General features: G+C 35.7%; 30 protein-coding genes. 20 read left to right on the top strand and 10 right to left on the bottom strand.

The window, feature by feature from the left end; genetic code table 11:
* Nucleotides 1-49: 49 nt before the first annotated feature.
* A complete protein-coding gene (locus B7C41_RS04130) occupies nt 50-451 on the top strand; it encodes an MAPEG family protein (protein WP_085297515.1) in 402 nt (133 codons plus the stop codon).
* A gap of 38 nt (nt 452-489) precedes the next feature.
* Here B7C41_RS04130 and B7C41_RS04125 read toward each other — a convergent pair whose 3' ends face one another.
* Nucleotides 490-783 carry a type II toxin-antitoxin system RelE/ParE family toxin gene (locus B7C41_RS04125; protein WP_085297514.1) on the bottom strand — a complete coding sequence of 98 codons (294 nt, stop codon included), beginning with the start codon at nt 781-783 and terminating at the stop codon, nt 490-492.
* Nucleotides 783-1,022: a type II toxin-antitoxin system ParD family antitoxin gene (locus B7C41_RS04120; RefSeq protein WP_085297513.1), complete on the bottom strand. Its 240-nt coding sequence runs from the start codon at nt 1,020-1,022 to the stop codon at nt 783-785. The genes B7C41_RS04125 and B7C41_RS04120 overlap by 1 nt, the downstream gene beginning before the upstream one ends.
* Before the next feature lie 252 nt (nt 1,023-1,274).
* Here B7C41_RS04120 and B7C41_RS04115 point away from each other — a divergent pair, with 252 nt between their 5' ends.
* From B7C41_RS04115 to B7C41_RS04095, 5 genes are all read left to right on the top strand, one after another.
* Entirely contained in the window at nt 1,275-1,856 is a 582-nt protein-coding gene (locus tag B7C41_RS04115) for a helix-turn-helix transcriptional regulator (protein WP_085297512.1), read from the top strand.
* 124 nt (nt 1,857-1,980) lie between these two features.
* Nucleotides 1,981-2,310: a DUF6176 family protein gene (locus tag B7C41_RS04110; RefSeq protein ID WP_085297511.1), complete on the top strand. Its 330-nt coding sequence runs from the start codon at nt 1,981-1,983 to the stop codon at nt 2,308-2,310.
* 116 nt (nt 2,311-2,426) lie between these two features.
* Nucleotides 2,427-2,867 carry a GNAT family N-acetyltransferase gene (locus B7C41_RS04105; protein ID WP_085297510.1) on the top strand — a complete coding sequence of 147 codons (441 nt, stop codon included), beginning with the start codon at nt 2,427-2,429 and terminating at the stop codon, nt 2,865-2,867.
* A 111-nt stretch (nt 2,868-2,978) separates the two neighbouring features.
* Nucleotides 2,979-3,194, top strand: a complete 216-nt coding sequence (locus tag B7C41_RS04100; protein ID WP_085297509.1) for a PspC domain-containing protein — start codon at nt 2,979-2,981, stop codon at nt 3,192-3,194.
* Nucleotides 3,195-3,259: 65 nt separating this feature from the next.
* Entirely contained in the window at nt 3,260-3,511 is a 252-nt protein-coding gene (locus tag B7C41_RS04095; protein WP_085297508.1) for a hypothetical protein, read from the top strand.
* 125 nt (nt 3,512-3,636) lie between these two features.
* On the opposite strand, the gene B7C41_RS20370 is transcribed toward B7C41_RS04095, so the two are convergent.
* Nucleotides 3,637-3,804 (bottom strand): type II toxin-antitoxin system YoeB family toxin, encoded by a 168-nt coding sequence (locus B7C41_RS20370; protein WP_235839608.1) that lies wholly within the window; start codon nt 3,802-3,804, stop codon nt 3,637-3,639.
* Between the two features lie 74 nt (nt 3,805-3,878).
* On the bottom strand, nt 3,879-4,163 hold the full coding sequence (locus B7C41_RS04085) for a type II toxin-antitoxin system Phd/YefM family antitoxin (RefSeq protein ID WP_235839592.1): 285 nt from the start codon (nt 4,161-4,163) through the stop codon (nt 3,879-3,881).
* Nucleotides 4,164-4,352: 189 nt separating this feature from the next.
* Between B7C41_RS04085 and B7C41_RS04080 the strand changes: the two genes are divergently transcribed.
* The 3 genes from B7C41_RS04080 (at nt 4,353) to B7C41_RS04070 (ending at nt 5,944) form a co-directional block, all read left to right on the top strand.
* Entirely contained in the window at nt 4,353-4,592 is a 240-nt protein-coding gene (locus B7C41_RS04080; protein ID WP_085297507.1) for a glutaredoxin family protein, read from the top strand.
* A gap of 157 nt (nt 4,593-4,749) precedes the next feature.
* Nucleotides 4,750-5,394, top strand: coding sequence for a helix-turn-helix transcriptional regulator (locus B7C41_RS04075; RefSeq protein ID WP_085297506.1), 645 nt, complete (start codon nt 4,750-4,752; stop codon nt 5,392-5,394).
* A gap of 106 nt (nt 5,395-5,500) precedes the next feature.
* A complete protein-coding gene (locus tag B7C41_RS04070) occupies nt 5,501-5,944 on the top strand; it encodes a hypothetical protein (protein ID WP_143764279.1) in 444 nt (147 codons plus the stop codon).
* A gap of 42 nt (nt 5,945-5,986) precedes the next feature.
* Here B7C41_RS04070 and B7C41_RS20500 read toward each other — a convergent pair whose 3' ends face one another.
* The gene (locus B7C41_RS20500) at nt 5,987-6,115 is read right to left on the bottom strand and encodes a hypothetical protein (protein ID WP_268875393.1); all 129 of its coding nucleotides are present in this window, start codon (nt 6,113-6,115) and stop codon (nt 5,987-5,989) included.
* A 162-nt stretch (nt 6,116-6,277) separates the two neighbouring features.
* Here B7C41_RS20500 and B7C41_RS04065 point away from each other — a divergent pair, with 162 nt between their 5' ends.
* The 11 genes from B7C41_RS04065 (at nt 6,278) to B7C41_RS04015 (ending at nt 16,370) form a co-directional block, all read left to right on the top strand.
* Complete coding sequence (locus B7C41_RS04065; RefSeq protein WP_085297505.1) at nt 6,278-7,024, top strand: CPBP family glutamic-type intramembrane protease; 747 nt, start codon at nt 6,278-6,280, stop codon at nt 7,022-7,024.
* A gap of 289 nt (nt 7,025-7,313) precedes the next feature.
* Nucleotides 7,314-7,574, top strand: coding sequence for a hypothetical protein (locus B7C41_RS04060; protein ID WP_085297504.1), 261 nt, complete (start codon nt 7,314-7,316; stop codon nt 7,572-7,574).
* 16 nt (nt 7,575-7,590) lie between these two features.
* On the top strand, nt 7,591-7,791 hold the full coding sequence (locus tag B7C41_RS04055) for a hypothetical protein (RefSeq protein WP_085297503.1): 201 nt from the start codon (nt 7,591-7,593) through the stop codon (nt 7,789-7,791).
* Nucleotides 7,792-8,096: 305 nt separating this feature from the next.
* Complete coding sequence (locus B7C41_RS04050) at nt 8,097-8,327, top strand: cell division protein ZapB (RefSeq protein ID WP_085297502.1); 231 nt, start codon at nt 8,097-8,099, stop codon at nt 8,325-8,327.
* Nucleotides 8,327-8,608 carry a cell division protein ZapA gene (locus B7C41_RS04045; RefSeq protein WP_085297501.1) on the top strand — a complete coding sequence of 94 codons (282 nt, stop codon included), beginning with the start codon at nt 8,327-8,329 and terminating at the stop codon, nt 8,606-8,608. The genes B7C41_RS04050 and B7C41_RS04045 overlap by 1 nt, the downstream gene beginning before the upstream one ends.
* Before the next feature lie 105 nt (nt 8,609-8,713).
* Nucleotides 8,714-9,433 carry a septum site-determining protein MinC gene (minC, locus tag B7C41_RS04040; RefSeq protein ID WP_085297500.1) on the top strand — a complete coding sequence of 240 codons (720 nt, stop codon included), beginning with the start codon at nt 8,714-8,716 and terminating at the stop codon, nt 9,431-9,433.
* A 41-nt stretch (nt 9,434-9,474) separates the two neighbouring features.
* Nucleotides 9,475-10,284, top strand: a complete 810-nt coding sequence (minD, locus tag B7C41_RS04035) for a septum site-determining protein MinD (protein ID WP_085297499.1) — start codon at nt 9,475-9,477, stop codon at nt 10,282-10,284.
* A 1-nt stretch (nt 10,285) separates the two neighbouring features.
* Nucleotides 10,286-10,564: a cell division topological specificity factor MinE gene (gene minE, locus B7C41_RS04030; protein WP_085297498.1), complete on the top strand. Its 279-nt coding sequence runs from the start codon at nt 10,286-10,288 to the stop codon at nt 10,562-10,564.
* A gap of 469 nt (nt 10,565-11,033) precedes the next feature.
* Nucleotides 11,034-12,566 carry an HD domain-containing phosphohydrolase gene (locus B7C41_RS04025; protein WP_235839591.1) on the top strand — a complete coding sequence of 511 codons (1,533 nt, stop codon included), beginning with the start codon at nt 11,034-11,036 and terminating at the stop codon, nt 12,564-12,566.
* A 4-nt stretch (nt 12,567-12,570) separates the two neighbouring features.
* A complete protein-coding gene (locus B7C41_RS04020) occupies nt 12,571-13,956 on the top strand; it encodes a GAF domain-containing sensor histidine kinase (protein ID WP_085297496.1) in 1,386 nt (461 codons plus the stop codon).
* 395 nt (nt 13,957-14,351) lie between these two features.
* Nucleotides 14,352-16,370, top strand: a complete 2,019-nt coding sequence (locus tag B7C41_RS04015) for a S8 family serine peptidase (protein ID WP_143764278.1) — start codon at nt 14,352-14,354, stop codon at nt 16,368-16,370.
* A gap of 225 nt (nt 16,371-16,595) precedes the next feature.
* Here B7C41_RS04015 and B7C41_RS04010 read toward each other — a convergent pair whose 3' ends face one another.
* The 5 genes from B7C41_RS04010 to B7C41_RS03990 form a co-directional block, all read right to left on the bottom strand.
* Nucleotides 16,596-16,997, bottom strand: coding sequence for a YkgJ family cysteine cluster protein (locus B7C41_RS04010; RefSeq protein WP_085297494.1), 402 nt, complete (start codon nt 16,995-16,997; stop codon nt 16,596-16,598).
* Between the two features lie 87 nt (nt 16,998-17,084).
* On the bottom strand, nt 17,085-17,975 hold the full coding sequence (locus B7C41_RS04005; RefSeq protein ID WP_085297493.1) for an alpha/beta hydrolase: 891 nt from the start codon (nt 17,973-17,975) through the stop codon (nt 17,085-17,087).
* A 137-nt stretch (nt 17,976-18,112) separates the two neighbouring features.
* Nucleotides 18,113-18,805, bottom strand: coding sequence for a crotonase/enoyl-CoA hydratase family protein (locus B7C41_RS04000; protein ID WP_085297492.1), 693 nt, complete (start codon nt 18,803-18,805; stop codon nt 18,113-18,115).
* A gap of 71 nt (nt 18,806-18,876) precedes the next feature.
* Nucleotides 18,877-19,488 (bottom strand): glutathione S-transferase family protein, encoded by a 612-nt coding sequence (locus tag B7C41_RS03995; RefSeq protein ID WP_085297491.1) that lies wholly within the window; start codon nt 19,486-19,488, stop codon nt 18,877-18,879.
* Nucleotides 19,489-19,508: 20 nt separating this feature from the next.
* Complete coding sequence (locus tag B7C41_RS03990) at nt 19,509-20,435, bottom strand: bile acid:sodium symporter family protein (RefSeq protein ID WP_085297490.1); 927 nt, start codon at nt 20,433-20,435, stop codon at nt 19,509-19,511.
* Nucleotides 20,436-20,439: the final 4 nt, after the last annotated feature.

The following is a 20,439-nucleotide window of genomic DNA, read 5'->3' as shown; positions in this document are numbered from 1 at the left end:
AAGTTGGCGTTATATTTTTAAATGAGTTTGAGTATTCAAGGAGGTTTATTTGTTATATCCAATGTTTTTAATGGTACTACTAACTCTTGTTATTGGTGTTTTTGCTGTAAGAGCTCGATTTGCGAGTGTTAAAAATGGCGAGGTACGAGCAAAATATTACAAACTAATGGATGGGCAAGATGTTCCTGAAGTAGTTACAAAAACCACTCGAAATTTTAATAATCAATTCGAAATCCCTATTCTATTCTATGTTGTGTGCACATTATATCTAGCCTTTGGCATAGAGCATTTTATTGCCGTTGTTTTTGCATGGTTATTTGTTGGCTTTAGAGTTTTACATTCTTATATTCATATAACTTACAATCATGTCATTCATCGTTTGCTTGCATTCGGAGCTGCATTTTTTTGTGTTATCGTTCTTTGGGTTATTTTGTTGGTACAAAAAATATAATAAGCATTTAAAGTGGGAAGATCACAAAAAACAGCTTTCTAGGGGGGGGAGTTAACATCCATACTTTTATGCAATATTCGCATGATAAATATTTGACTGTTTTTATACTCTTTATAGTAAATCATATGGCTAGCTTGTGGGTATTTACTGTAACCTGCTCTAATATAGTCACAGTTAATTCCTAGTTTGGGATCAGCAGCTAATAAATGGAATGTACTATCTAATACTTTTAGATAATCATTCCGTTGAGAGAGTCCCCAAGTTTTTTGGGTATATTTAGCTATTTTAATTAAGTCTGTTTTGGCTTTCGAAGATAATACAAACTTATTCATTAATGGTTATCTTTATCCAAATCAGTTAATAAGCTTTCATAACTGTACTCAGCAACACCGCTTTGTTCGCCTTGGGTTAACATATTGCGCAAATTTAAAAGCTTAGCTTCTTGATCTTCTAAAGCTCTTAACCCAGCTCTAACAATTTCACTTGCTGAGCCATAACGACCAGTGTTAAGTTGTTGGTTTATAAACTGATCAAAATGATCGCCCAGTGTTACGCTTGTATTTTTAGCCATGTTGTAAAACCTTATAAGTACCTATATATAATATATTATGGTATAGAAAGTACAACAAGTCATTCAAAAGGACAAATAACAGCCGGCTTTTTGTTCACTACGTTCACCTATTTTAGCCAGCAATTTTTGCCTGTTAATCGGGCATTAGCAGTATGGCGTTGACCTGTCGTTAAGGTGACGTAAATGTGTCGTATAAAAAAAAGGAGTTTTTCAACAGGATATAGTTTCAATATATTCTTGTGAGAAATACAAATGGAAATGAAAATAAACGCTAAAAAAATTATAGAAGAACGTAAAGTCAGAGCTTGGAGTCAGCAACATTTAGCTGATGCTAGTGCTGTAAGTTTAAGAACTATTCAAAGAGTAGAAAATAATGGTTCAGGTTCACTGGAAACGGTTAAAGCATTAGCTTCCTGTTTTGAACTAGATGTTGCTAAGTTATTTCAGCCTGAAACACCATTAAAGAAAAGTCATTCCAAATCAAAAATAGCAATATTATCTTCAATGATTACGGCCATTTTCAGTAGCGTTTTATTTCTTGTGCCATCTTCAATGGCATCGGATATAAAAATACACTCAGATAAAGTCATAACATCTACAAATAATGATTATCGAGTTTACAGTAACAATGTAGAGATTTTTTTGCCAAACACTCTAAGTTATGAAGTTTTAGTTGATTCAAAGTGGAAAACTGCTACACCAAAAATAGCCAGTGGTAGCGTAAAGATACATTTGGAAAACTCAGTTATTTTTATTGAAAAAGCAATCATAACTAAAACTGAAAAAGGAACGAAAATCAGTACTAATTATGCAAAATTTACTAATACTGAGTAATATACAGCTAACAAGAATTTCAAGTGGGACAAATAACAGTTGACTGGTTCCGCTTCGCTTCACATTTTAGCCAACTACAATTTGCCTCTTAACGAGGGCGTTATGTTTTTCGAGAGACTAGAGTATGGAATACGCATCGGGGTTAATTAAGCTCAAGCCTGAGACCGAAAGTAAAGTAGAGGAGTGGAAAAACACGATTTCTTCTCGGCTAAATGAAGCAGCGGCAACTTTGCAGGATGAAGAAGTTCAGATAGAGTCTTGGTTTAAAATTGAAATCGAGGGTTGTAAATACCTTCTTTGGTATTTGCGTGCCAAATCAATTAAGCGTGTATTCGAGGTTTCAATGAAATTGAAGCACCCAATTGATAAGTTTCACTATGAGTTAATGGCTGAAATTACGGCAGAAGATGGAAATATCTTAGCAGAGCCACTTATAGATATACCGAGAAAATAACATGACAAGCCATTCAAGCAGAACAAATAACAGTTGGCTTTTGCTCCTTCGTCGCTTATTTTAGCTAACAATTTTTTGCCCATTATTAGGGCGTTATATTTTTCAAAAGGTTTGGCATGAAAATCGATAATGCATCAAAAGCTGATTACTTAGCTTTAATTGAAATTTGGGAAAAGTCTGTGCGAGCAACGCATGATTTTTTACCTGAAGAAAATATAAAAACGTTGAAGCCTCTTATTTTAGAGCATTATTTTGATGCTGTTGATTTAAGAGTTGCTAAAAATGATAGCGACAATATTATTGGTTTCATTGGTGTCGAAGGGGGCAATGTAGAAATGTTGTTTATATCACCTAATTCTCGTAATAGTGGCGTTGCTTCTCTTTTATTAAAAAATGCAATTGAGTATCAATCTGCCAGTAAAGTTGATGTAAATGAACAAAACCCAGATGCTATTGGCTTTTATAAGCATTTAGGGTTTCAGGTGTTTGATCGTTCCCCATTAGATGGTCAAGGTAATCCTTTCCCATTGTTACACATGGAGTTAGGTAAAATATAACAAATCATTAAAGCAGGACATGAAGTTGGCTGTTTTGTTCACTCCGTTCACCTATTTTAACCAACAATATTTTTGCCTCTTAGTGAGGCGTTAGTCGTATAGAGGATTTTGATGCAGCAAAGTAATAAAGTTTTAACTAAAAATAAACATGGTATTGTTTCAGGAACATTATCGGGTCTAGCTGAGCATTTTGGCATAAGCAAAGGGCGCTTACGTTTCGTTTTCTTTATTTTAGGCTTTATGGGAATTGGCTTTATTTTCTACTTCGTTCTCTGGATTAGTATACCAAATTATTCCCAAAGAGCGGAATTACAAGAAAGACAGTAGACTGATGAATAGTATCTATTTTAACCTGTTATTTAGGCGTAGCATGACAATGAAAGGAATCTACTATGCAATTAATTATCAATGAACGTAAAGTTGAAAACCCATTAGCTATTATAGCTATGCTGCTATTTGCAATGTCTCTTGTTGGTGGTGTTATAGCACTGCTCTTGTTTGTATTACTCCCTTTAATTGGTGTTTTCATTTCTGGCATATTGGTTCTAGTTTTCGTAATAGTTACACCCATAATTCTATGGTTTGTTTTACCTATATTGTTTCTTTCAATAATAAGCTGGTTTTTTGGCAAAATATTAAAGTAAAAAGGTCTGTCAGGAAAATCATGCTAACAAAGTATTAAATCAGGAAAATTTACAGTTGTCTGTTTTCACTGCGTTCAACATTTTAGCCAACTGAAATTTACCGCTTAAAACGGCGTTATATTTTTCTAATGGCCGGCGTAATGTCCACCAACAGCGAATATATAAATATACTCTTCATTGAATTTGTAAATGATTCTGTCTTTTTGAGGAATTCGCTTCGACCATAAACCAGACAGGTTATGCTTTAGTGGCTCGGTTTTTCCTAATCCACTACTGGGATCTGAGCGAAGTATTTCTTTTAATATTTTACATAGTGCTTTATGTGATTTTTTATCTTAACTGCTCACAAGTGAGCCACGTTTTACCTTCAAAGATTAATGGTCTCATCTAATTGCTCTTGCGTTGGTTTGCGGCCTTTATTACTTTTATGCGTATTCATTGATTCAGCTATTTGTTGCACCAAGCTATTACTCTGTAATACGTGTAATGTTTCTTGTTCTCTTTCCCAGTCATCGGCACTCATTACAATAAAAGCATCACCAGCACGCCCAGTTACTTTAATAGGTTCATGCTCGTTAACTGTTTGTTCAACGTATGTTTTTAAGTTGTCTCGAAACTGATTTACACTTATGCTATCCAGAGTAAACTCCAATTTATGTAGGGTATTGTCGTACGTTGTAGTTTAAAAATATAACAGGCCACTAAAAGGACAAATAACAGTTGGCTTTTGCTCCAGCGTCGCTTATTTTAGCCAACAATTTTTTTGTCCATTATTAGGGCGTTATGTTTTAGGTATATATGCACGTAAGTAAGCTATTTACTATCAACTAGAGGATATCTAATGAAATTAACCCTTTTTCATATGGGGCATTGCCCATACTGCAAGCGAGTTATTAAAACCATTCAAAGTAATAAAGTTGCAGTAACTTATAAAGACTTAGATGTGCATGAAAAATTTAGAAAAGAGTTAATAAGTGGTGGTGGAAAACAACAAGTACCTTGTTTATTGATTACAGAAAAAGGGAAGAGTGATCAGTGGTTGTATGAATCTCTAGACATTATTGAATTTCTAAAAAAGTAGAAGTATGTTGTGTCTTCCAAGTAGTAAAACATAGCAAGCTACTTAAGCGGGGCGTTATGTGCTTTTCGTATTGCTGTCATATACGACAGCGTACGATTGTCGTAACCGACAGTGCGCTTTAAGAGGGAAAATCACCTCCTTTAATAAGGAGTGTATAATGGAAGATATGATTAATAATAAATTACTAAAACAACTAAGAAATCAAAAAAATTGGTCTCAAGAAGAGCTGGCAACTGTATCAGGCTTAAGTCATAGAACAGTACAAAGAATTGAAAGCTCGGGAAATTGCTCGTTAGAGTCTAAACGTGCATTAGCTGTAGCATTAGAAATAGAAGCAAGTAAACTAGAAACCCAAGAATCCAAATGGATACTAGCACTTCAGCTTTTAAAGCTTCCTCAACAAACACAAGTAATAGTTTATTTTTTACTTACAACTTTGATAATTTCAATTTTTGTGATTAGGAATTACCAAAAAGACATTGAATTTAATTTTGTTATTGAAGATAAGCATGGCGTATACACTAACACTTTAAATATAGAGCCTCCGCTAGGTTCAACAAAAGTAATTGAATTGCATAACGGTTATTCACTGGAAGTTGATTATATCTTCGGACTAACACCGAGATTAAAATCACAGTTGTACTATACAAGCGCTAACGGTAAAACCTTGATTCATTCAAGCAATCGTATTTATACTGACTTTCCACCTGTAAAATATCAAATAAACTCGCAAGGCCAAATAAGTTTTATTTCACCATTTATTACGAGTAATAGTGAAAGCAGCACATATAAAGCCACTTAAACGGAGCAAAGAACAGTTGGTTTTTTCTCCTGCGTTGTTTATTTTAAACAACTATTTATTAGCCCCTTAGTGGGGCGTTATGTGCCAGTGAAAAAGGGAGTTAGCATTGAGTTTTAGTGTTCAATCAAAATTATTAATTAGTGCTGGAGTTATTGCTTCAGCTTCAGCGACCTGGCATCTGCTTTGTATTTTTGGTGGCCCTAGCTGGTTTGCATTTGCTCGTGCTCCTCAGCAAATAATTGAGTCTGCTCAACAAGGAACTATGCTTGCTCCTATTGGTACAGTTGTCGTTGCCGGTTTGATGCTTGCTTGTACTATGTTTGCTTTTTCAGCCGTAGGATTAATTCGCAAAGTTCCTCTACTCAAATCAGCTTTAATTACTATCGCAACGCTCTGCATTTTACGAGGCCTAATTGCTATTCCAACATTTCTTACTCCTACAGGTTTAGATATTTGGCAAATTGTAGCAAGCACTGTTTGGTTTTATGTTGGCATTTGTTTCGTAACTGGTAGTATAGAGCAATATAAGCTTGATAAATCAGACATATAACACATATGAGCCGATCTCTCGTTAATAGGTAGTTAGTTGTTATCAATCAGTAAATCCGTCTTCTTCGTGATGTCGGTTAGTCGCTAAACACTTGTTTACGGCAAACACATATTGAAGCTCTCTTAATGTGATATCATCACTACCTGCTCTTTCTCGTTTTGGTTTTGTCACCTAAAAGTTTAGCTAAACGCTGAACTTTAGGGGGGAGGCTCAATTAGTATTAAGTTACTCAAACGGACGCTAAAAAGTTGGCTAGCGCTCGTTCCTCGCAATTTTAGCCAACAATTTCGCGCCGCTTAGTAAGGCGTTAGAAATCATCATACGTAGGTGCCAATGTTAGAGTTTTTTTTATCTGTTTCTGTCCATCTAGGATTTGTTTTTGTTATCCTTTTAGCTTTATCAAAAATGAAATTGGTAACTATAGATTTAAAGTGGGCAGTTGCCTCTTTAGCGTTATTTTTGACTTATTTTGTTGTTGTTCTTACCGGTGGTGAAATTATCCCTGTCAATAAACTAGTTCCTGATTTAAGTTGGAATTGGGGCGGTAAAGTTGCAGGAATTCTTTTATGGTTAGCAGCTTTGATTGTACTGTCACGTTTTAAGCGTGATTTTAAAATTGCTGACGCAGGGTTTACTCTAAAACAAAATACCGACTCTTTTAGACCCGCTTTTATCGCGACTATTTTATTTATATTTTTGCAGTTACTACTTTCGATTCTTTTAGGCGATGGTCCTAACTATGATTTTGAAAAATTACTATATCAAGCGTTAATGCCTGGGCTAGATGAAGAACCTATGTTTAGGGGACTTCTTTTATATACTTTATCGTTCGCAATTATTTCTACTCGTTTTAATATACTTGGCGCTAAAATCAATGTTGCAGGTTTATTATTAGTTCTATTATTTGGTTTAGTTCATGGAGTAATGTACGTCAGTGGTGAGTGGAACTTTTCTTTGATTACTGTATTGCTAACAGGCTCTTATGGTTTTATTCTACTTTGGTTAAGAGAAAGAACAGGAAGTTTAGTTTTTCCTATAATAGCCCACAATTTAGTTAATTTTTCAGGCCAGTTTGTTTGATTTCTAACAAGTGACTATGGTGTCAATTTCTAATTATTGATTTATTTTTGGACCCCAATAAACACCATGTTTTATCATTGAGTTTAAGGCCTCTGCCATCTTTCTAACACAGGCAATAATGGCTATTTTCAGTTTTCAGCGGCTGACATGTTGCCCTGAAAACAAGGTTACATTGGTAAGTGGCTTTTAACAGTAGTTCATAACATTTTTAAGTGGTCAAACTTATGGTTGTTAATGTTAGTAAATCATATTAGCCTATCTAGAGCGCCATAATATTTAGGAGTTGGTTATGCCGACAAATAAGCACAAACGAAAAGCATCATCTCATGGCAATAAAACAGCCCAAAATTTGCCGTCATCAGGAATAATAACATTACATCCGAAGTCTTCTTTTTGGACTGGTATGTTTTTAGTTGCTGTTAGCATGTACCTTTTAGCCTTTGAGTCTCAAAATAATGCTATGTTCGGTCTTGCGATGCTTTCGCTTATTACTGGTGTTGCGGTAACTGCTTTCGCAAAAATGTCGCTTAATAGCAAAAGTAAGCACTAGTTAGATGTCTAATTCTATGGCATTAGAAAAAATATTTATCATTATCGCCATCATATTAGGGGTAGGCTCAGCGGTTGATTTAGTGTATTCCTTAGCAAGTCTACAGTTCGAGCTTAGTGAAATATTACGTTGTGTTTTAAATATACTTATTGCCGTTTTTTTATATGCATATTTTAATAAAAAGCGTAAGGCTATGTTGGAAGTAATAAAAACGTAAGTAATTTCTGTAACCTCTCTGTATAACATGATGATTTGGGGTAAGGGCGTGCCAAAGAGGGCATTTATATCTTTAGCTTTTTATTCATTATTCTCTATCTTTTAGATCCCTCCACCAGTATTTAAAAATATAGCCTGATCTAATAACACTCAATAAATGTATGCTTATTGAACGTATTCATTAAATCTTATCTACAGATGATAATTGTTACATATTTTATGCTAATAATTACGCTTAACAGTAGCATTCTGCCTCACTTTAGATTAAATTTGCCGCCTTAAATTTACAGTTAACCAGAGCGCCTTATGTTAGAAAATACTCTCCCTCATCTCGAAAAACTGATTGAAGACATTATCGAAAAAAATAACCTACTAAAAAGTAAAATAGTAGAATTAGAGCAAGAAAAATCTGCACTTAAAGATGAAAATGAAACGTTGCAGCTTGAAGTACTTGAAAGTGAAGAAAAGCAAACGCAAACAAACACTGTTTTAACCAATCTATTAGGTAAATTGCAAAGTGTAGATGAGCCTAATTAATGTCTTTGGAAGGCTCTAAAGGCATTAGTGTTGAAATTATGGGTAAGCAGCATCAATTTGCATGTTCAGATGAAGATGCAGAGGACTTAAGGCAAGCAGCTAGAAAGCTTGCGTTGATGTGCGATGATATTAAAAAGAATACGGGTGATGCCAATAGCGAGCGAGCTTTGTTGGTTGCGTCAATCAATTTAAGTTATTCACTGTTAGTAGCTAACAATAAAATTGACCAGTATCAGCAAGGGCAAAGTGCTTTGATTTCGACATTAAAAAGCGCTTTATAGCACTTTCACCTTTCTATATTACCACTTTTGTTTAGTTACGATAGTGGCAATGTAAACAATTTAATTTCTACAAATGTTAAGTTGCTATATAGGAACACTTTCATTATGGCTGATGCCAACATTGAATTTAAAGGGTCAAGCTTCACCCTATCTGTTTTACATCTAAAAACGTCAATATTAGCTGATATTCACGCTGATTTAGCTAAAAAAGTAGCACAAGCACCTGATTTTTTCTATCTGGTTCCTGTTGTCGTTAATATTGAAAAAATAACTTGTTCAATTGATTATCAAGAGGTTAAAGCATTAATTGAAGCATTTAAATTTACTTTTGTTGGTTTTACTGGTGCTGTAACAAAAGAGCAACGTAGTCTTATACGTGAACTCGGTTTTTCATTTGTTAATACGACAAAAATAACGACCTCAGCTAAAGCTGTTGTTGCAGAGCCCTCAACAGTAGAAAAAATTGCTGAAGCTGCCGCGACTCCTGCGCCTGATTTATATACCGATAAAGTGCATCGAGGCCAAATTCGGTCTGGTCAGCAAATTTATGCTAAAAGTCAAAATTTAGTGATCATTGGCTCGGTCTCGGCAGGAGCAGAAGTGATTGCTGATGGTAACATTCATGTTTACGGCTCGCTCCGTGGTCGAGCTATCGCTGGTGCGAAAGGTCATCATAAAGCACAAATATATTGCCAAAATCTAGAAGCCGAATTGGTGTCGATTAATGGTAACTATTGGCTAAGTGAATCAATGGAGCAACATTGGGGGGCACCTGCATTCATACATTTGATTGACAGTGAATTAATGTCATCAAAACTTATTTAGCATTTATCTATAACAATTAATTTATAAAGGATATTCGGTCTATGGCACGAATAATAGTAGTTACGTCAGGCAAAGGTGGCGTTGGCAAAACAACATCAAGTGCAGCTGTTGGGTTAGGCTTAGCGTTGAAGGGCCATAAAGTTGTTTTAATCGATTTTGATATTGGGTTGCGTAATCTTGACTTGATCATGGGCTGCGAACGACGTGTTGTATACGACTTCGTTAATGTTATTAATGGTGAGGCAACGTTAAACCAAGCGTTAATTAAAGATAAACGCGTTAGTAGCTTGTCGATATTACCGGCTTCGCAAACACGAGATAAAGATGCCTTAAACAAAGAAAATGTTGGCAAGGTGCTAGAAGAGCTTGGTGAAAGCTATGACTTTATCGTTTGTGATTCACCTGCTGGTATTGAAGCGGGTGCTATGATGGCACTTTATTATGCGGATGAAGCCATTGTAACGACTAACCCTGAAGTGTCATCTGTTCGTGATTCTGATCGTATTTTAGGCATGCTAGCTAGCCGATCACGTCGTGCTGAACTTGGCTTGGAGCCAATCAAAGAGCACTTGTTATTAACGCGTTATTCACCTAAACGTGTTGAAGAGGGTGAAATGCTCAGTGTTGAAGATGTTGAAGACATTCTTTCCATTCCATTATTAGGTGTTATACCTGAGTCGCAAGCGGTACTTAAGGCGTCTAATGCTGGTGAGCCAGTGATTTTAGATACTGAAAGTGATGCCGGTAAAGCATATCAAGATGTGGTTGATCGTCTTTTAGGTGAAACCGTTGAATTTAGATTTTTAGTTGCCGAGAAAAAAGGCATTTTTAGTCGTATGTTTGGAGGGTAGCATGGCATTATTGGATTATTTTTTGCGTAAAAAAGAAAAACAGGTAACAACGGCTTCAAAAGCAAAAGAACGCCTTCAAATCATCGTTGCTCACGAACGTAATAGCCGCAATAAACAGCCTGATTATTTACCGCAACTTACTGAAGATATTCTTGCCGTTTTACGCAAATATATTCATGTTTCTGATGAAAGTTTTTCGATAAATCTTGATAATAAAGATGGCGATTTAAATGTATTAGAACTTAATATCGAATTACATGAAGAGAAGAATACCGAATAAAAACAGTACTTTTAATTGGTATGGATAACAATGAAGGCTTAGAGGGACGCTAAGCCTTAATCCAGCCACTTAGCGTTTTGATAGACTTAGCTTTTTTGTATATTGACTTTGAACGTTCTATTACACTTTATAAAACTTAATTTATTCAGATATTTAAAAAACGTAGGAGTAGGCTTTAATAGCGATGTTATAGCATTTTTCTTATCCCGCCCTCAGGTTATTTCCCTTTACTCGTTAACATCTCTTATCGAAACTACAATGTAACTTATTGGCTGTTTAACAATGCTTGGGAAGATCTGTCATCTATAGGAGGGGGCAGAAAAATAAAAATAGGTTAGATTTATCTTAATTCTATAGTGACAAATTAACCTTTATTCTTCATATAGATACTATTTTTTTACTTCTGAGAAATTCGAGCTAGTATAAATATATAACTCTGATTATTGGTATCATAAATATGCCCTTCACATTGCTTAAAAGTGATGAAAAAAAAGTATTGTTGAATCCTTGGCGAATACTCATTGTCGATGATGAAATAGATATACATACGGTCACAAAAATGGCACTAAAGCGCTTTGAATTGGAAGGAAGGGAAGTTGAATTTTTAAGTGCATTTAATTCAAATGAAGCTAAGCAAGTGATTGAAGATAATGACGATATAGCGTTAATATTTCTTGATGTTGTTATGGAAACTGATGATGCGGGATTAAGAATTGCTAAATGGCTTCGAGAAGAAAAAAAGAATATTTTTACCCGCATTATACTTAGAACTGGGCAGCCAGGTCAGGCGCCCGAAGAAGAAGTTATCATGGGTTATGATATTAATGACTACAAACAAAAAACAGAATTAGACCGGACTAAATTATTTACCTCGGTTGTAACCGCATTAAGGGCTTATCGTGATCTGATAAAAATAGATCAGTCAATAACATACGAAAGAGCTTACAGAAGAGGTTTGCAGAAGGTTATTGAATCCACCACGGACTTACTTGAAAAGAAAACATTAAAACACTTTTTTAATGGGCTATTACAACAAGTTATTTCATTAATCCATGCAGATCAAGAAGGTGCGTTAATAAAGCCTGTAGATGGAGCTGGAACAATTTGTTATGCAAATGATTATCAAGTCATTGCTGAATGCGGCAATATTTCGTTAAACAATTGTTTAGAACCTAAAGCTATTGAGCTATTGGATAAAGCCAGAAAAATAAAAGGCAGTGTTTATGAAGATGAACACTATGTTGCTTACTTCCCCTCCAAGAGTGATCAAGAAAGCTTGCTTTATTTACGAGGTAATCAAATTGAGCAGTTAACTGATATTAATATTCAGTTGTTAAATTTATTTTCGAATAGCATTGGTATTGCATTTGATAATCTTTTGCTCAATGAAGAAATAATAAAAACCCAAGAAGATTTAATTAATCGATTAGGCAATGCAGTAGAGTCCCGTTCAAAAGAAGCCGGCAATCACATTAAACGTATGTCGGAGTTTTGTTACATATTAGCCAAAGAATTGAACTTATCTGACAGCGACTGTGATATTTTAAAGCAAGCAACGCCGATGCATGATGTTGGTAAAATATCGACACCAGACAGCGTGCTATTGAAGCCAGGTAAATTAACCGAAAAAGAAATGAATACTATGAAGCAGCATGCTCAGATGGGTTTTGACATCTTAGCAGGCTCTGAACGACCAATATTAAATGCGGCAGCGATAATTGCACAGCAACATCATGAGAAATATGATGGAACTGGATATCCTGCCGGACTTAAAGGCGATAACATCCATATTTTTGCACGAATTGTTGCGGTTGCAGACGTATTTGACGCGTTAATCCATCGACGTTGTTATAAAGAACCTTGGGCTTTAGAAGATATTTTGCAACTATTTAACGAGGAAACAAATAAGCATTTCGATCCTAAAGTTGTATCCGCTCTTGTGAATAAACTTGACGATATACTTATTATAAATAGTCAATTGACTGAAAGTGATAATTTGTAGCCATATGAATTTAAATAAAAAAGCCGACAAAAACAACCTCAACACCATCAATGCTTTGTTGGAAATATCTTCACTTGTATTGTCTAAGTTAACCTTACCTCAAATTTATAAAAATATTCATGAGATAGTCTCTAAAATAATTTATGTGAAAAACATTGCCATACTTTTATATGATCCGGTTGAAAAAATTATTATTTATGATTACTTCATTGATGAGAAAGATCAGGTAACTATCGGCACTACCTTGCCTATTGGAGATGGCGTCTCTTCTTATGTCATTCGGAAAAATAACCCTTACCTTTTTACCAGTGAAGATCAGAAAGAGCTTGAAACTAAAGGTGAAATTTCTAAAGTTATTGGTTCTTTAAGCAAAAGTTGGATGGGGGCCCCTATTTCCAACGGTGAAGATGTTATGGGCATAATTATTGTTCAGAGCTATTCAAGTGACAATATTTATGACCAGAATGATTTACAATTGCTTTCTTTTATTGCGTCTAATTTAGCAGTTGTTCTTCAGCAGAGAAAATTTATAAATAAACAAATAGAGGATAAAGAATCACTTAAAAATAATTTACAACTTATAAAAGAGCAAAATTTAGCATTAGAAAGTATGATGGAAACGCTTAAAGGAGCGCAAGATGAGCTTGTACAAAAAGAAAAAATGGCTTCTCTTGGAAATTTAGTTGCGGGTATCGCCCATGAAATTAATACCCCTATAGGTATATGTGTAACAGCAATAACGAATTTACATCATCAATATAAAAGTTTAAAAAATAAAATATCAAATAATACGGCATCAGATAAACACCTAGATTACTTTTTTGAAGATGTCGATGAAGCTTGTACCATCATAGAATCAAATACATTAAGAGCTGCAACACTCATAAATAGTTTTAAAGAAATCGCGGTTGATCAATCTTCAGAAGCTGCACGTGAAATAAATATGAAGCAGTATATTAATGAAGTATTACTTTCTATGCGTCCGATTCTGAAAAAGTTGTCTCATGAAGTTATTGTTGAGTGCCCTGATAACTTACTGATTGAAACCGTACCTGGTGCCATTTCTCAAGTCCTTACCAATCTGATAAATAATTCAATTATTCATGGTTTGAATACGATAGAAAGAGGTTGTATAAAACTTATTATTGTTAAAGAGAGTGATAACTTAATTATTCATTATCAAGATAATGGCAAAGGGATGAATGAAGATGAAATAAAAATGCTATTTGAACCTTTTTACACGACTAAAAGAGGGAGTGGTGGTAGTGGTTTAGGCACTCATGTCATTTATAATTTAGTCACCTCAACCTTAGGTGGAAAAATTACAGTGCAAAGTGAAGAATGTAAGGGTCTTCACTACCATATTTCTATTCCGATTAAGCCCTTATAATATCTTGCAACGCTTGATTCAAATAACAAAGAATTAGTTTAATAAAATCATTTCTAAAAACTTCTTTTAAACTTACCGTAGACCTTTAATTAATCGAATTAGCCAGTCGCTATATCAAAGAAAATCTCTTTAAATAGTTTAGGTGCAAATACGACTATTTTTGACCAAACCAATCTAAAATACCTAGCGGCTTTAGTCTGCTAATTTGTTACGAGTCGCTAAGAGTATAACTACTTTGCATCAAAAATTTCGGTTGGCCTGAGTGCCTAAGTATATCAGTTAAAAGCTAGTTGTTTTTGAACGTAATTAAATTAATAATTACAAGTGTTTATAAATAAAACAGCTTATAATCATATTACAAAATTTTATATATCTAAAGTAAAGGAACTACTACCTTGAAAGTAGCATTAATAATACTGACGTCCTATTTGCTAATAAATTTTTCTGCCCATGCAATGGCAAATACAAGTAAAAATCTAGCAGAGTTTGAAAATAAATTTGATACAAGTATACAAGAAATCAAAGATGGTATAGCCACTTATCTCGTATATTTTGGTGAAGATTGGAATGATGAAACAACGTTTGCAACTAGAAAAAGCAGCCCCTTAAAATCAATAAATCAACAAAAGTATATATCGTCGCGTCGAGCAAATACCATCAAAGCAATAGCTTCTGAAAAATATCAACTTATACATAGTTATAAAGCCGTTCCTGCGATGGTCATTCGAGCGTCTGAAAAAGTCATTAGACAACTTGCTAAATCACCTTTAGTAAGAAAAATTGGTTTGGATAATAGTGGTGGTAGTGGTCATCTTAATGATGCTATCCCACAAGCAAATATGGATTTAGTTAAGGCGTTACCTTTATCCGGCGTAGATGTTGAAGTTGCGATTATAGATTCAGGCCTTGATCAAAACCATCCTGATTTTGCCAACAGGGTTGCCTCACAAGTTTGCTTTTCCAGTGACTGTAATATTTCAATATACGATCAAAACGGTCATGGGACCAATGTTGCTGGCATTGTGGCTGGTGCAGGTTCTATAGCCCCAGAAGGCGGAGCACCCGGAGTAACGTTGCATATACTTAAAGTTTTAGATGCGGATAATAAGTTCGATACAGCGTCGCAAATAGTCTCTGCTCTTGATCATATCATCACTGAGTTACCCAATGTATCTATCGTTAATATGAGTGTTGGCACTGGGCAACTATTTGCCTCTTCGTGTGATGATGACTATAGCTGGACAAGGTCTTTAGCAGCTGCTGTTAACCAACTTAATGCAAGAGGCGTTGCTCTTTTTGCTTCTTCAGGCAATGAAGGTAATAAAGCAGAAATTACCGCGCCAGCCTGTTTAAACAACGTTATTGCTGTTGGTGCTACTTGGGATAATCGTATCAGTAATTATAGCGGTTTTTGTACTGAGTCATCTCCTATTGCAGGCGAAATAACATGCTTTAGCAATAGCAATGATAATGTAGATCTTGTTGCCCCCGGTGCAATAATAACAAGCACTGGGCGTAATCATGGCATATCTAATTATGCTGGAACATCTATGGCAGCTCCTCTAGTCGCATCTTGCGCTGCGTTACTTCGTCAGTATAAACCTGCATTAACACCATTAGAGCTACGCAATACTTTAGTAAAAAATGGTGGGGCGATAGTTACCGATGTTCGTGGTCGAAGTTTCCCCAGCTTAGATTGTTGGCAGGCTTATTCATCGCTACTTGCCGATCATCCTCCTATTTTAACGCGATTATCTCCGCATTCACCATTATCGAGTACAGAAACAGTATTAAATTTTACTTTAAACGCACAAGATAACGAAGATGGAAACATTGCAGAGCAAGTTACTTGGTGGATAAACAATGTTAACACTGAAATAACAGGTGGAAACTTTAATTATACTTTTGCTTTAGGGAATTATACCGTAACAGCTAAAGTAATCGACAGTGCAAATAATGAGGCGATATTAAACTGGGAAGTTGCAGTGGCTGCTGAAGAAAATGCACTACCAAAAATTACTATTAACTTACCAGATAACAATAGCGAACATAACAATGGTCAAAGTATAAACTTTTCAGCAATAGCAACAAGTCAACACAATGATGATATTAGTGATAATATTCAGTGGCTATATAATAATAAGATCATTGCTGAAGGCGCAAGTTTTAATCAGGTATTTAGTGCTGGCTCTCATGCCATTATTGCAAAAATACAAGACAATAACCAAAATGAAGAACAAACAACAATTAATTTTACAGTGAAACAACCTCCCATTGTCACAGAGCCTACTTCGGGTTCAAGTGGTGGTTCAATTAACATGGCTCTATTGCTTTTATTAATTGCTCGTTTTGTTCTTCATCAAAATTTGAACATAACATTACAGAGCATCAAAAGACTGTCTAAATATAGGTAACCTCAAAGCGCTTTAATCAATGGGATTGTTTAAGTTGGTGTTAGGTAGCTTTTAAAGCTTTGGTCGTCAGGGTTTTCAAAGTTTTACGTGCATTTAAATACTTACAAAAATTTTGCTTAAATTATGAGTATTTAAATGCAACAAGCCTTGTAGTTACCTCAAACGAGATTAATCAGCGGCTATTCTATTTTACTTACCGAGATCAGGTTACTTAGTTCACAGGTATTATGGGTAGCTAGATGGGCGGCTATCTAGCATCAATATGTCGAGCTTTTCTTGTGCTTTTTTAGGGTTTTTTAGATCGCTAACTTCAATCATTTCGCACTCATCTCTTACCATTTCAGCAATCAGGCTAGGATAATGACGGCAATCTTCAGGCCGGTCCAAATAAATACTGCAAGTGTATTTATCTTTTTCGCTAGGCTTTATTTTCGGTGCTATGTCGAGAAAGGGGCACCTTTTCAGCCTAACACCTGATTTAGGATCGAACCATATTTCGTTATTTTTAACGTAGTCGAATATGTCAGGATTAAATATTTCCCAAAGATCGATTTCTTCTTGGGTCTCTGAAAGGTCGCCATCGCCATATTTGATGCAACATTTTCCGCATTGATTACAATTTTTCATGTTTTGCTACTGAGCATCTGAGTTTTTATTCCTAGTACATAGTCACATAAGAACAGCGCTTTTGCTAATCGCTATGTATAAAGAAGGTTACAAATATCGACTAAAAAATTCTACAACGCTACTTTCTGCTTTTTCTTTGTTTAGTTGCCAAAGGCGAGTATGTGCGCCACCTTCAGCTTGCCAGAACTGTTTTGGTTCTTTCGCTGCCGAAAATAAACGCTCGCCATGGCTAAAATCAACAGTGGTATCGGCAGTACCGTGCATTATGTAGATAGGGCGCGGGGATATTTGTGCTATGTAGTTTTCTGGGTCTGTTTCCTTACTGTCTAAATTACCACGCCATTCAAAAAACAGTTCGACTAGTGGCATTAATGGGTAACGTGGCAGGCCATAAATAACTTTCGCTTGCTCTGATAAAACGTCCATTGAATTGGCATAACCACCGCTAAAAACGCCGACTTTTATGCGTTGATCTTCTGCCATTACTATTATGCTTGTTGATGCGCCCATCGAAAACCCCATGACGCCAATTGAACTAAAACCTTTTATTTTCTCTAAATAATCCAGAGCTGCCACGACGTCTTTCTTTTCGTGATAACCCATGGTGGATAATATTGCAGGGTCTTGACGTGGGTGGCGTAAGTCAATTGCTAACACGCTGTAACCTGCATCGATAATTGCTTTGGCGTATCGCATGCCTTCATGGCGACTTGCGGTTCTACCGTGTACTAATAATACGGCATGTTTTGCATTTTCAGCAGGCATAAACCAAGCGGGTATAGTAAAACCGTCAATGGTTTCAAAACTTACATCTTCAAATACTATTGCTTGAGTACTGGGGTCGCCACAAAATACAAAGTGCTCTACATCACATTCTGTAATACCTAATTCGAGTATTTTAGAAGAGAAAAACCATGCGCTGCCAACATAAGCGAACATCATGATCACAATGATTGATATTATTATTTTTTTCATCATTATGTTGACCTGTAGTTTAATGGTATTGTAGCTAACCACGATGAGTGTTTATGAAAAAATCACTGATAATTCTATAAACACTCAAGCGGCTTAAAGTATGGCTAATATCACTTTTACGCGATATTACTCGCAAGTATTTATAGTGCTATGATGCTTTTTTTATCAATTTCGATAGCTTCATCTAATGCGGCTAAAATTGCTGCACGCTCTTTTAATTTTGTGCCATGATGTGCAGTCATATTTAATGTTTGCATTTGCTTAGCAATCGCTTGTGCCGTTGTCATTAACGCTTCTTCTTCAACAACAACGTCAAGGAAGCCGGCAATGGTCGCTGCTTCTGGCGAAAATAACTCAGCGTTAATTACCGCACGCGTTAAGTAATTAGTCGGAATACGGTTACGCGCAATTTCGATACCAGCATTGTGCATAGTCATACCAATAGCGACTTCGTTTAAACCTATTTTAAAGTTGCCAGCACAGCCAATACGGTAATCACAGCTAAGCATTAAAAAAGCCCCTTTTGCGATAGCATGACCATTACACAAACCAATAATTGGTGTTGGAAAGGCTAACATTCTACGCGCTAATTTTGAGCCTTGTGTCACAAGTGCAATTGCGGACTCTGGACCGGCTTTCATGGTTTTAAGATCGAAACCACCAGAGAATATTCCCGCTTGGCCCGTTAAGATCACAATCGCTTTTTCTTGCTCTGCATGATCTAAAGCGCTATTGATTTCGGTGATAACTTGCGGCGATATAGCATTAACTTTGCCATTATTTAGCGTAATAACATGTACATTGTTTTCAATTGCTACGTTGATCATTTCCATTTTCTTACCTTTGAGTCATTCATTATTTATTGTTGTTTATACAGGGGTTTAGTCAAAACACCAAATGGATTTTATCCGTGCTTCGCTGCTACTTGATAGGCTGCTCTTTCCTGCATTACGCCAAGATAACGTTTAATGTTGGTTTTATCTTCAATCAATTTTAAACTATCCGCGATTTCTAAGATGATTGTCATCATGATATCTGCGGCGCTAAAGGTGTCTCCAGCGAAGTAACTGTTTTTTGCTAAAGTGGCATCTATATAGGAAAAATCTAAGGCTATTTCCTTGGCAATGTAATGATCAAGTGGGTTTGCGCCGTCTCGTTTTTCCATTGCCATCAATAGTGTTGAAATTACCGGTAACGCTAATGAACCTTCAGCAAAATGCAGCCACTCAAGGTATTGATAATATGCAGCGCTATTGAGTTCTGGCCTCAACTTAAGTGTTGATTCACTTTGGTTTAAGATATATTCCATCACCGCGCCAGATTCACAAAGTGTTATATTGTCGTCAACAATAATAGGTGCTTTAGCGAGCGGATGAACTAACTTCAAACTTGCAGGTGCTAAGTTAGAAATCGGGTCACGTTGATGATTAACTAAGGTATATGGCATATCAAGTTCTTCGAGTAACCAGATAACTCGCTTTGAGCGTGATTTATTTAAATGATGTACGGTGAGCATTACGTTTATTTTCCTATGAATTATTCTTTATTTTGCTCAACACTGAGTCTAACAATATGATTACTCTTCGGTGTTGAATGAAATTTAAGATGTATTACTTTTACTAGTATACCGGCAGTAAATAGCATAATCAGTGTGTAAATTGCCGGTGTAAATGACATTTTATAATTAGCCAATAGGGTTAACGCCATAAACATCGATAAAGTACTATTTTGTAAACCAACTTCAATAGTAATCGAGGTTCTCTGCGCTGTGGTTAATTTTAACCATTTACTGGAGTAATAGCCTAGTGCCATTGTTGTTATGTTTAATATTAATGAAACGGGTCCAGTAGCAATAAGTGCGGGAATAACGATATCTTGTTGAATGTATGTTAAAAAAATCATTAATAATGCTAAAAACAAAATACCAAATTTTGCGACATAAACATTTAACTTTGCTGCTAATTTTGGTGCGAACGCTTTTATCAACATACCAATTGTAATTGGTACGATAGTGAGTTTCATCAAACTGATCATGGTGGTAATTATCGGTAACTGAAATTCATTTCCTTGGCCCATGAAATGATGCAAAGAAAAATTCAGCACCACAGGGATAGTAAATACGGTGATCAGACTAGCAACCGCGGTCATGGTAACGGAAAGAGCTACATCTCCTTTAGCTAAGTGGCTGAACATATTTGAGGTGGTACCACCTGGGCAGACAACCAATAGCATAACACCAACAGCATATTCTGGCTCTAATGGCATCACCGTTGCTAGAGTAAACCCAATAATGGGCAAGAAAATTAATTGATTCACTAAGCCAATGGAAACTGCTTTAGGCGACTTAGTAACACGCTTAAAATCATTGGGTACTAGTGAGAGTCCCATGCCCATCATAATCAAGAAAATACAGATTGGGATAACCTGTGTATTTACAAACGTAACTAATTCAGTACCTTCCATAACT

The organism is Cognaticolwellia mytili (assembly GCF_002104475.1).
GTDB lineage: Bacteria > Pseudomonadota > Gammaproteobacteria > Enterobacterales > Alteromonadaceae > Cognaticolwellia > Cognaticolwellia mytili.
Note: the sequence above shows the minus strand (reverse complement) of the source record. Positions and strands in the feature narration are given on the sequence as shown.

Bases quoted from the DNA above. Each gene is read 5' to 3' on its own strand.
- B7C41_RS04010 (WP_085297494.1), bottom strand. From the start codon at position 16,997: ATGAAAAATTGTAATCAATGCGGAAAATGTTGCATCAAATATGGCGAT.
- B7C41_RS04100 (WP_085297509.1), top strand. From the start codon at position 2,979: ATGCAGCAAAGTAATAAAGTTTTAACTAAAAATAAACATGGTATTGTT.
- B7C41_RS04045 (WP_085297501.1), top strand. From the start codon at position 8,327: ATGTCTTTGGAAGGCTCTAAAGGCATTAGTGTTGAAATTATGGGTAAG.
- B7C41_RS04005 (WP_085297493.1), bottom strand. From the start codon at position 17,975: ATGATGAAAAAAATAATAATATCAATCATTGTGATCATGATGTTCGCT.
- B7C41_RS03995 (WP_085297491.1), bottom strand. From the start codon at position 19,488: ATGCTCACCGTACATCATTTAAATAAATCACGCTCAAAGCGAGTTATC.
- B7C41_RS04095 (WP_085297508.1), top strand. From the start codon at position 3,260: ATGCAATTAATTATCAATGAACGTAAAGTTGAAAACCCATTAGCTATT.
- B7C41_RS04105 (WP_085297510.1), top strand. From the start codon at position 2,427: ATGAAAATCGATAATGCATCAAAAGCTGATTACTTAGCTTTAATTGAA.
- B7C41_RS04075 (WP_085297506.1), top strand. From the start codon at position 4,750: ATGGAAGATATGATTAATAATAAATTACTAAAACAACTAAGAAATCAA.
- B7C41_RS04110 (WP_085297511.1), top strand. From the start codon at position 1,981: ATGGAATACGCATCGGGGTTAATTAAGCTCAAGCCTGAGACCGAAAGT.
- B7C41_RS04065 (WP_085297505.1), top strand. From the start codon at position 6,278: ATGTTAGAGTTTTTTTTATCTGTTTCTGTCCATCTAGGATTTGTTTTT.
- B7C41_RS04060 (WP_085297504.1), top strand. From the start codon at position 7,314: ATGCCGACAAATAAGCACAAACGAAAAGCATCATCTCATGGCAATAAA.
- B7C41_RS04000 (WP_085297492.1), bottom strand. From the start codon at position 18,805: ATGGAAATGATCAACGTAGCAATTGAAAACAATGTACATGTTATTACG.
- B7C41_RS04050 (WP_085297502.1), top strand. From the start codon at position 8,097: ATGTTAGAAAATACTCTCCCTCATCTCGAAAAACTGATTGAAGACATT.
- B7C41_RS04080 (WP_085297507.1), top strand. From the start codon at position 4,353: ATGAAATTAACCCTTTTTCATATGGGGCATTGCCCATACTGCAAGCGA.
- minE (WP_085297498.1), top strand. From the start codon at position 10,286: ATGGCATTATTGGATTATTTTTTGCGTAAAAAAGAAAAACAGGTAACA.
- B7C41_RS04055 (WP_085297503.1), top strand. From the start codon at position 7,591: ATGGCATTAGAAAAAATATTTATCATTATCGCCATCATATTAGGGGTA.
- B7C41_RS03990 (WP_085297490.1), bottom strand. From the start codon at position 20,435: ATGGAAGGTACTGAATTAGTTACGTTTGTAAATACACAGGTTATCCCA.
- minC (WP_085297500.1), top strand. From the start codon at position 8,714: ATGGCTGATGCCAACATTGAATTTAAAGGGTCAAGCTTCACCCTATCT.
- B7C41_RS04115 (WP_085297512.1), top strand. From the start codon at position 1,275: ATGGAAATGAAAATAAACGCTAAAAAAATTATAGAAGAACGTAAAGTC.
- B7C41_RS04120 (WP_085297513.1), bottom strand. From the start codon at position 1,022: ATGGCTAAAAATACAAGCGTAACACTGGGCGATCATTTTGATCAGTTT.
- B7C41_RS04020 (WP_085297496.1), top strand. From the start codon at position 12,571: ATGAATTTAAATAAAAAAGCCGACAAAAACAACCTCAACACCATCAAT.
- minD (WP_085297499.1), top strand. From the start codon at position 9,475: ATGGCACGAATAATAGTAGTTACGTCAGGCAAAGGTGGCGTTGGCAAA.
- B7C41_RS04125 (WP_085297514.1), bottom strand. From the start codon at position 783: ATGAATAAGTTTGTATTATCTTCGAAAGCCAAAACAGACTTAATTAAA.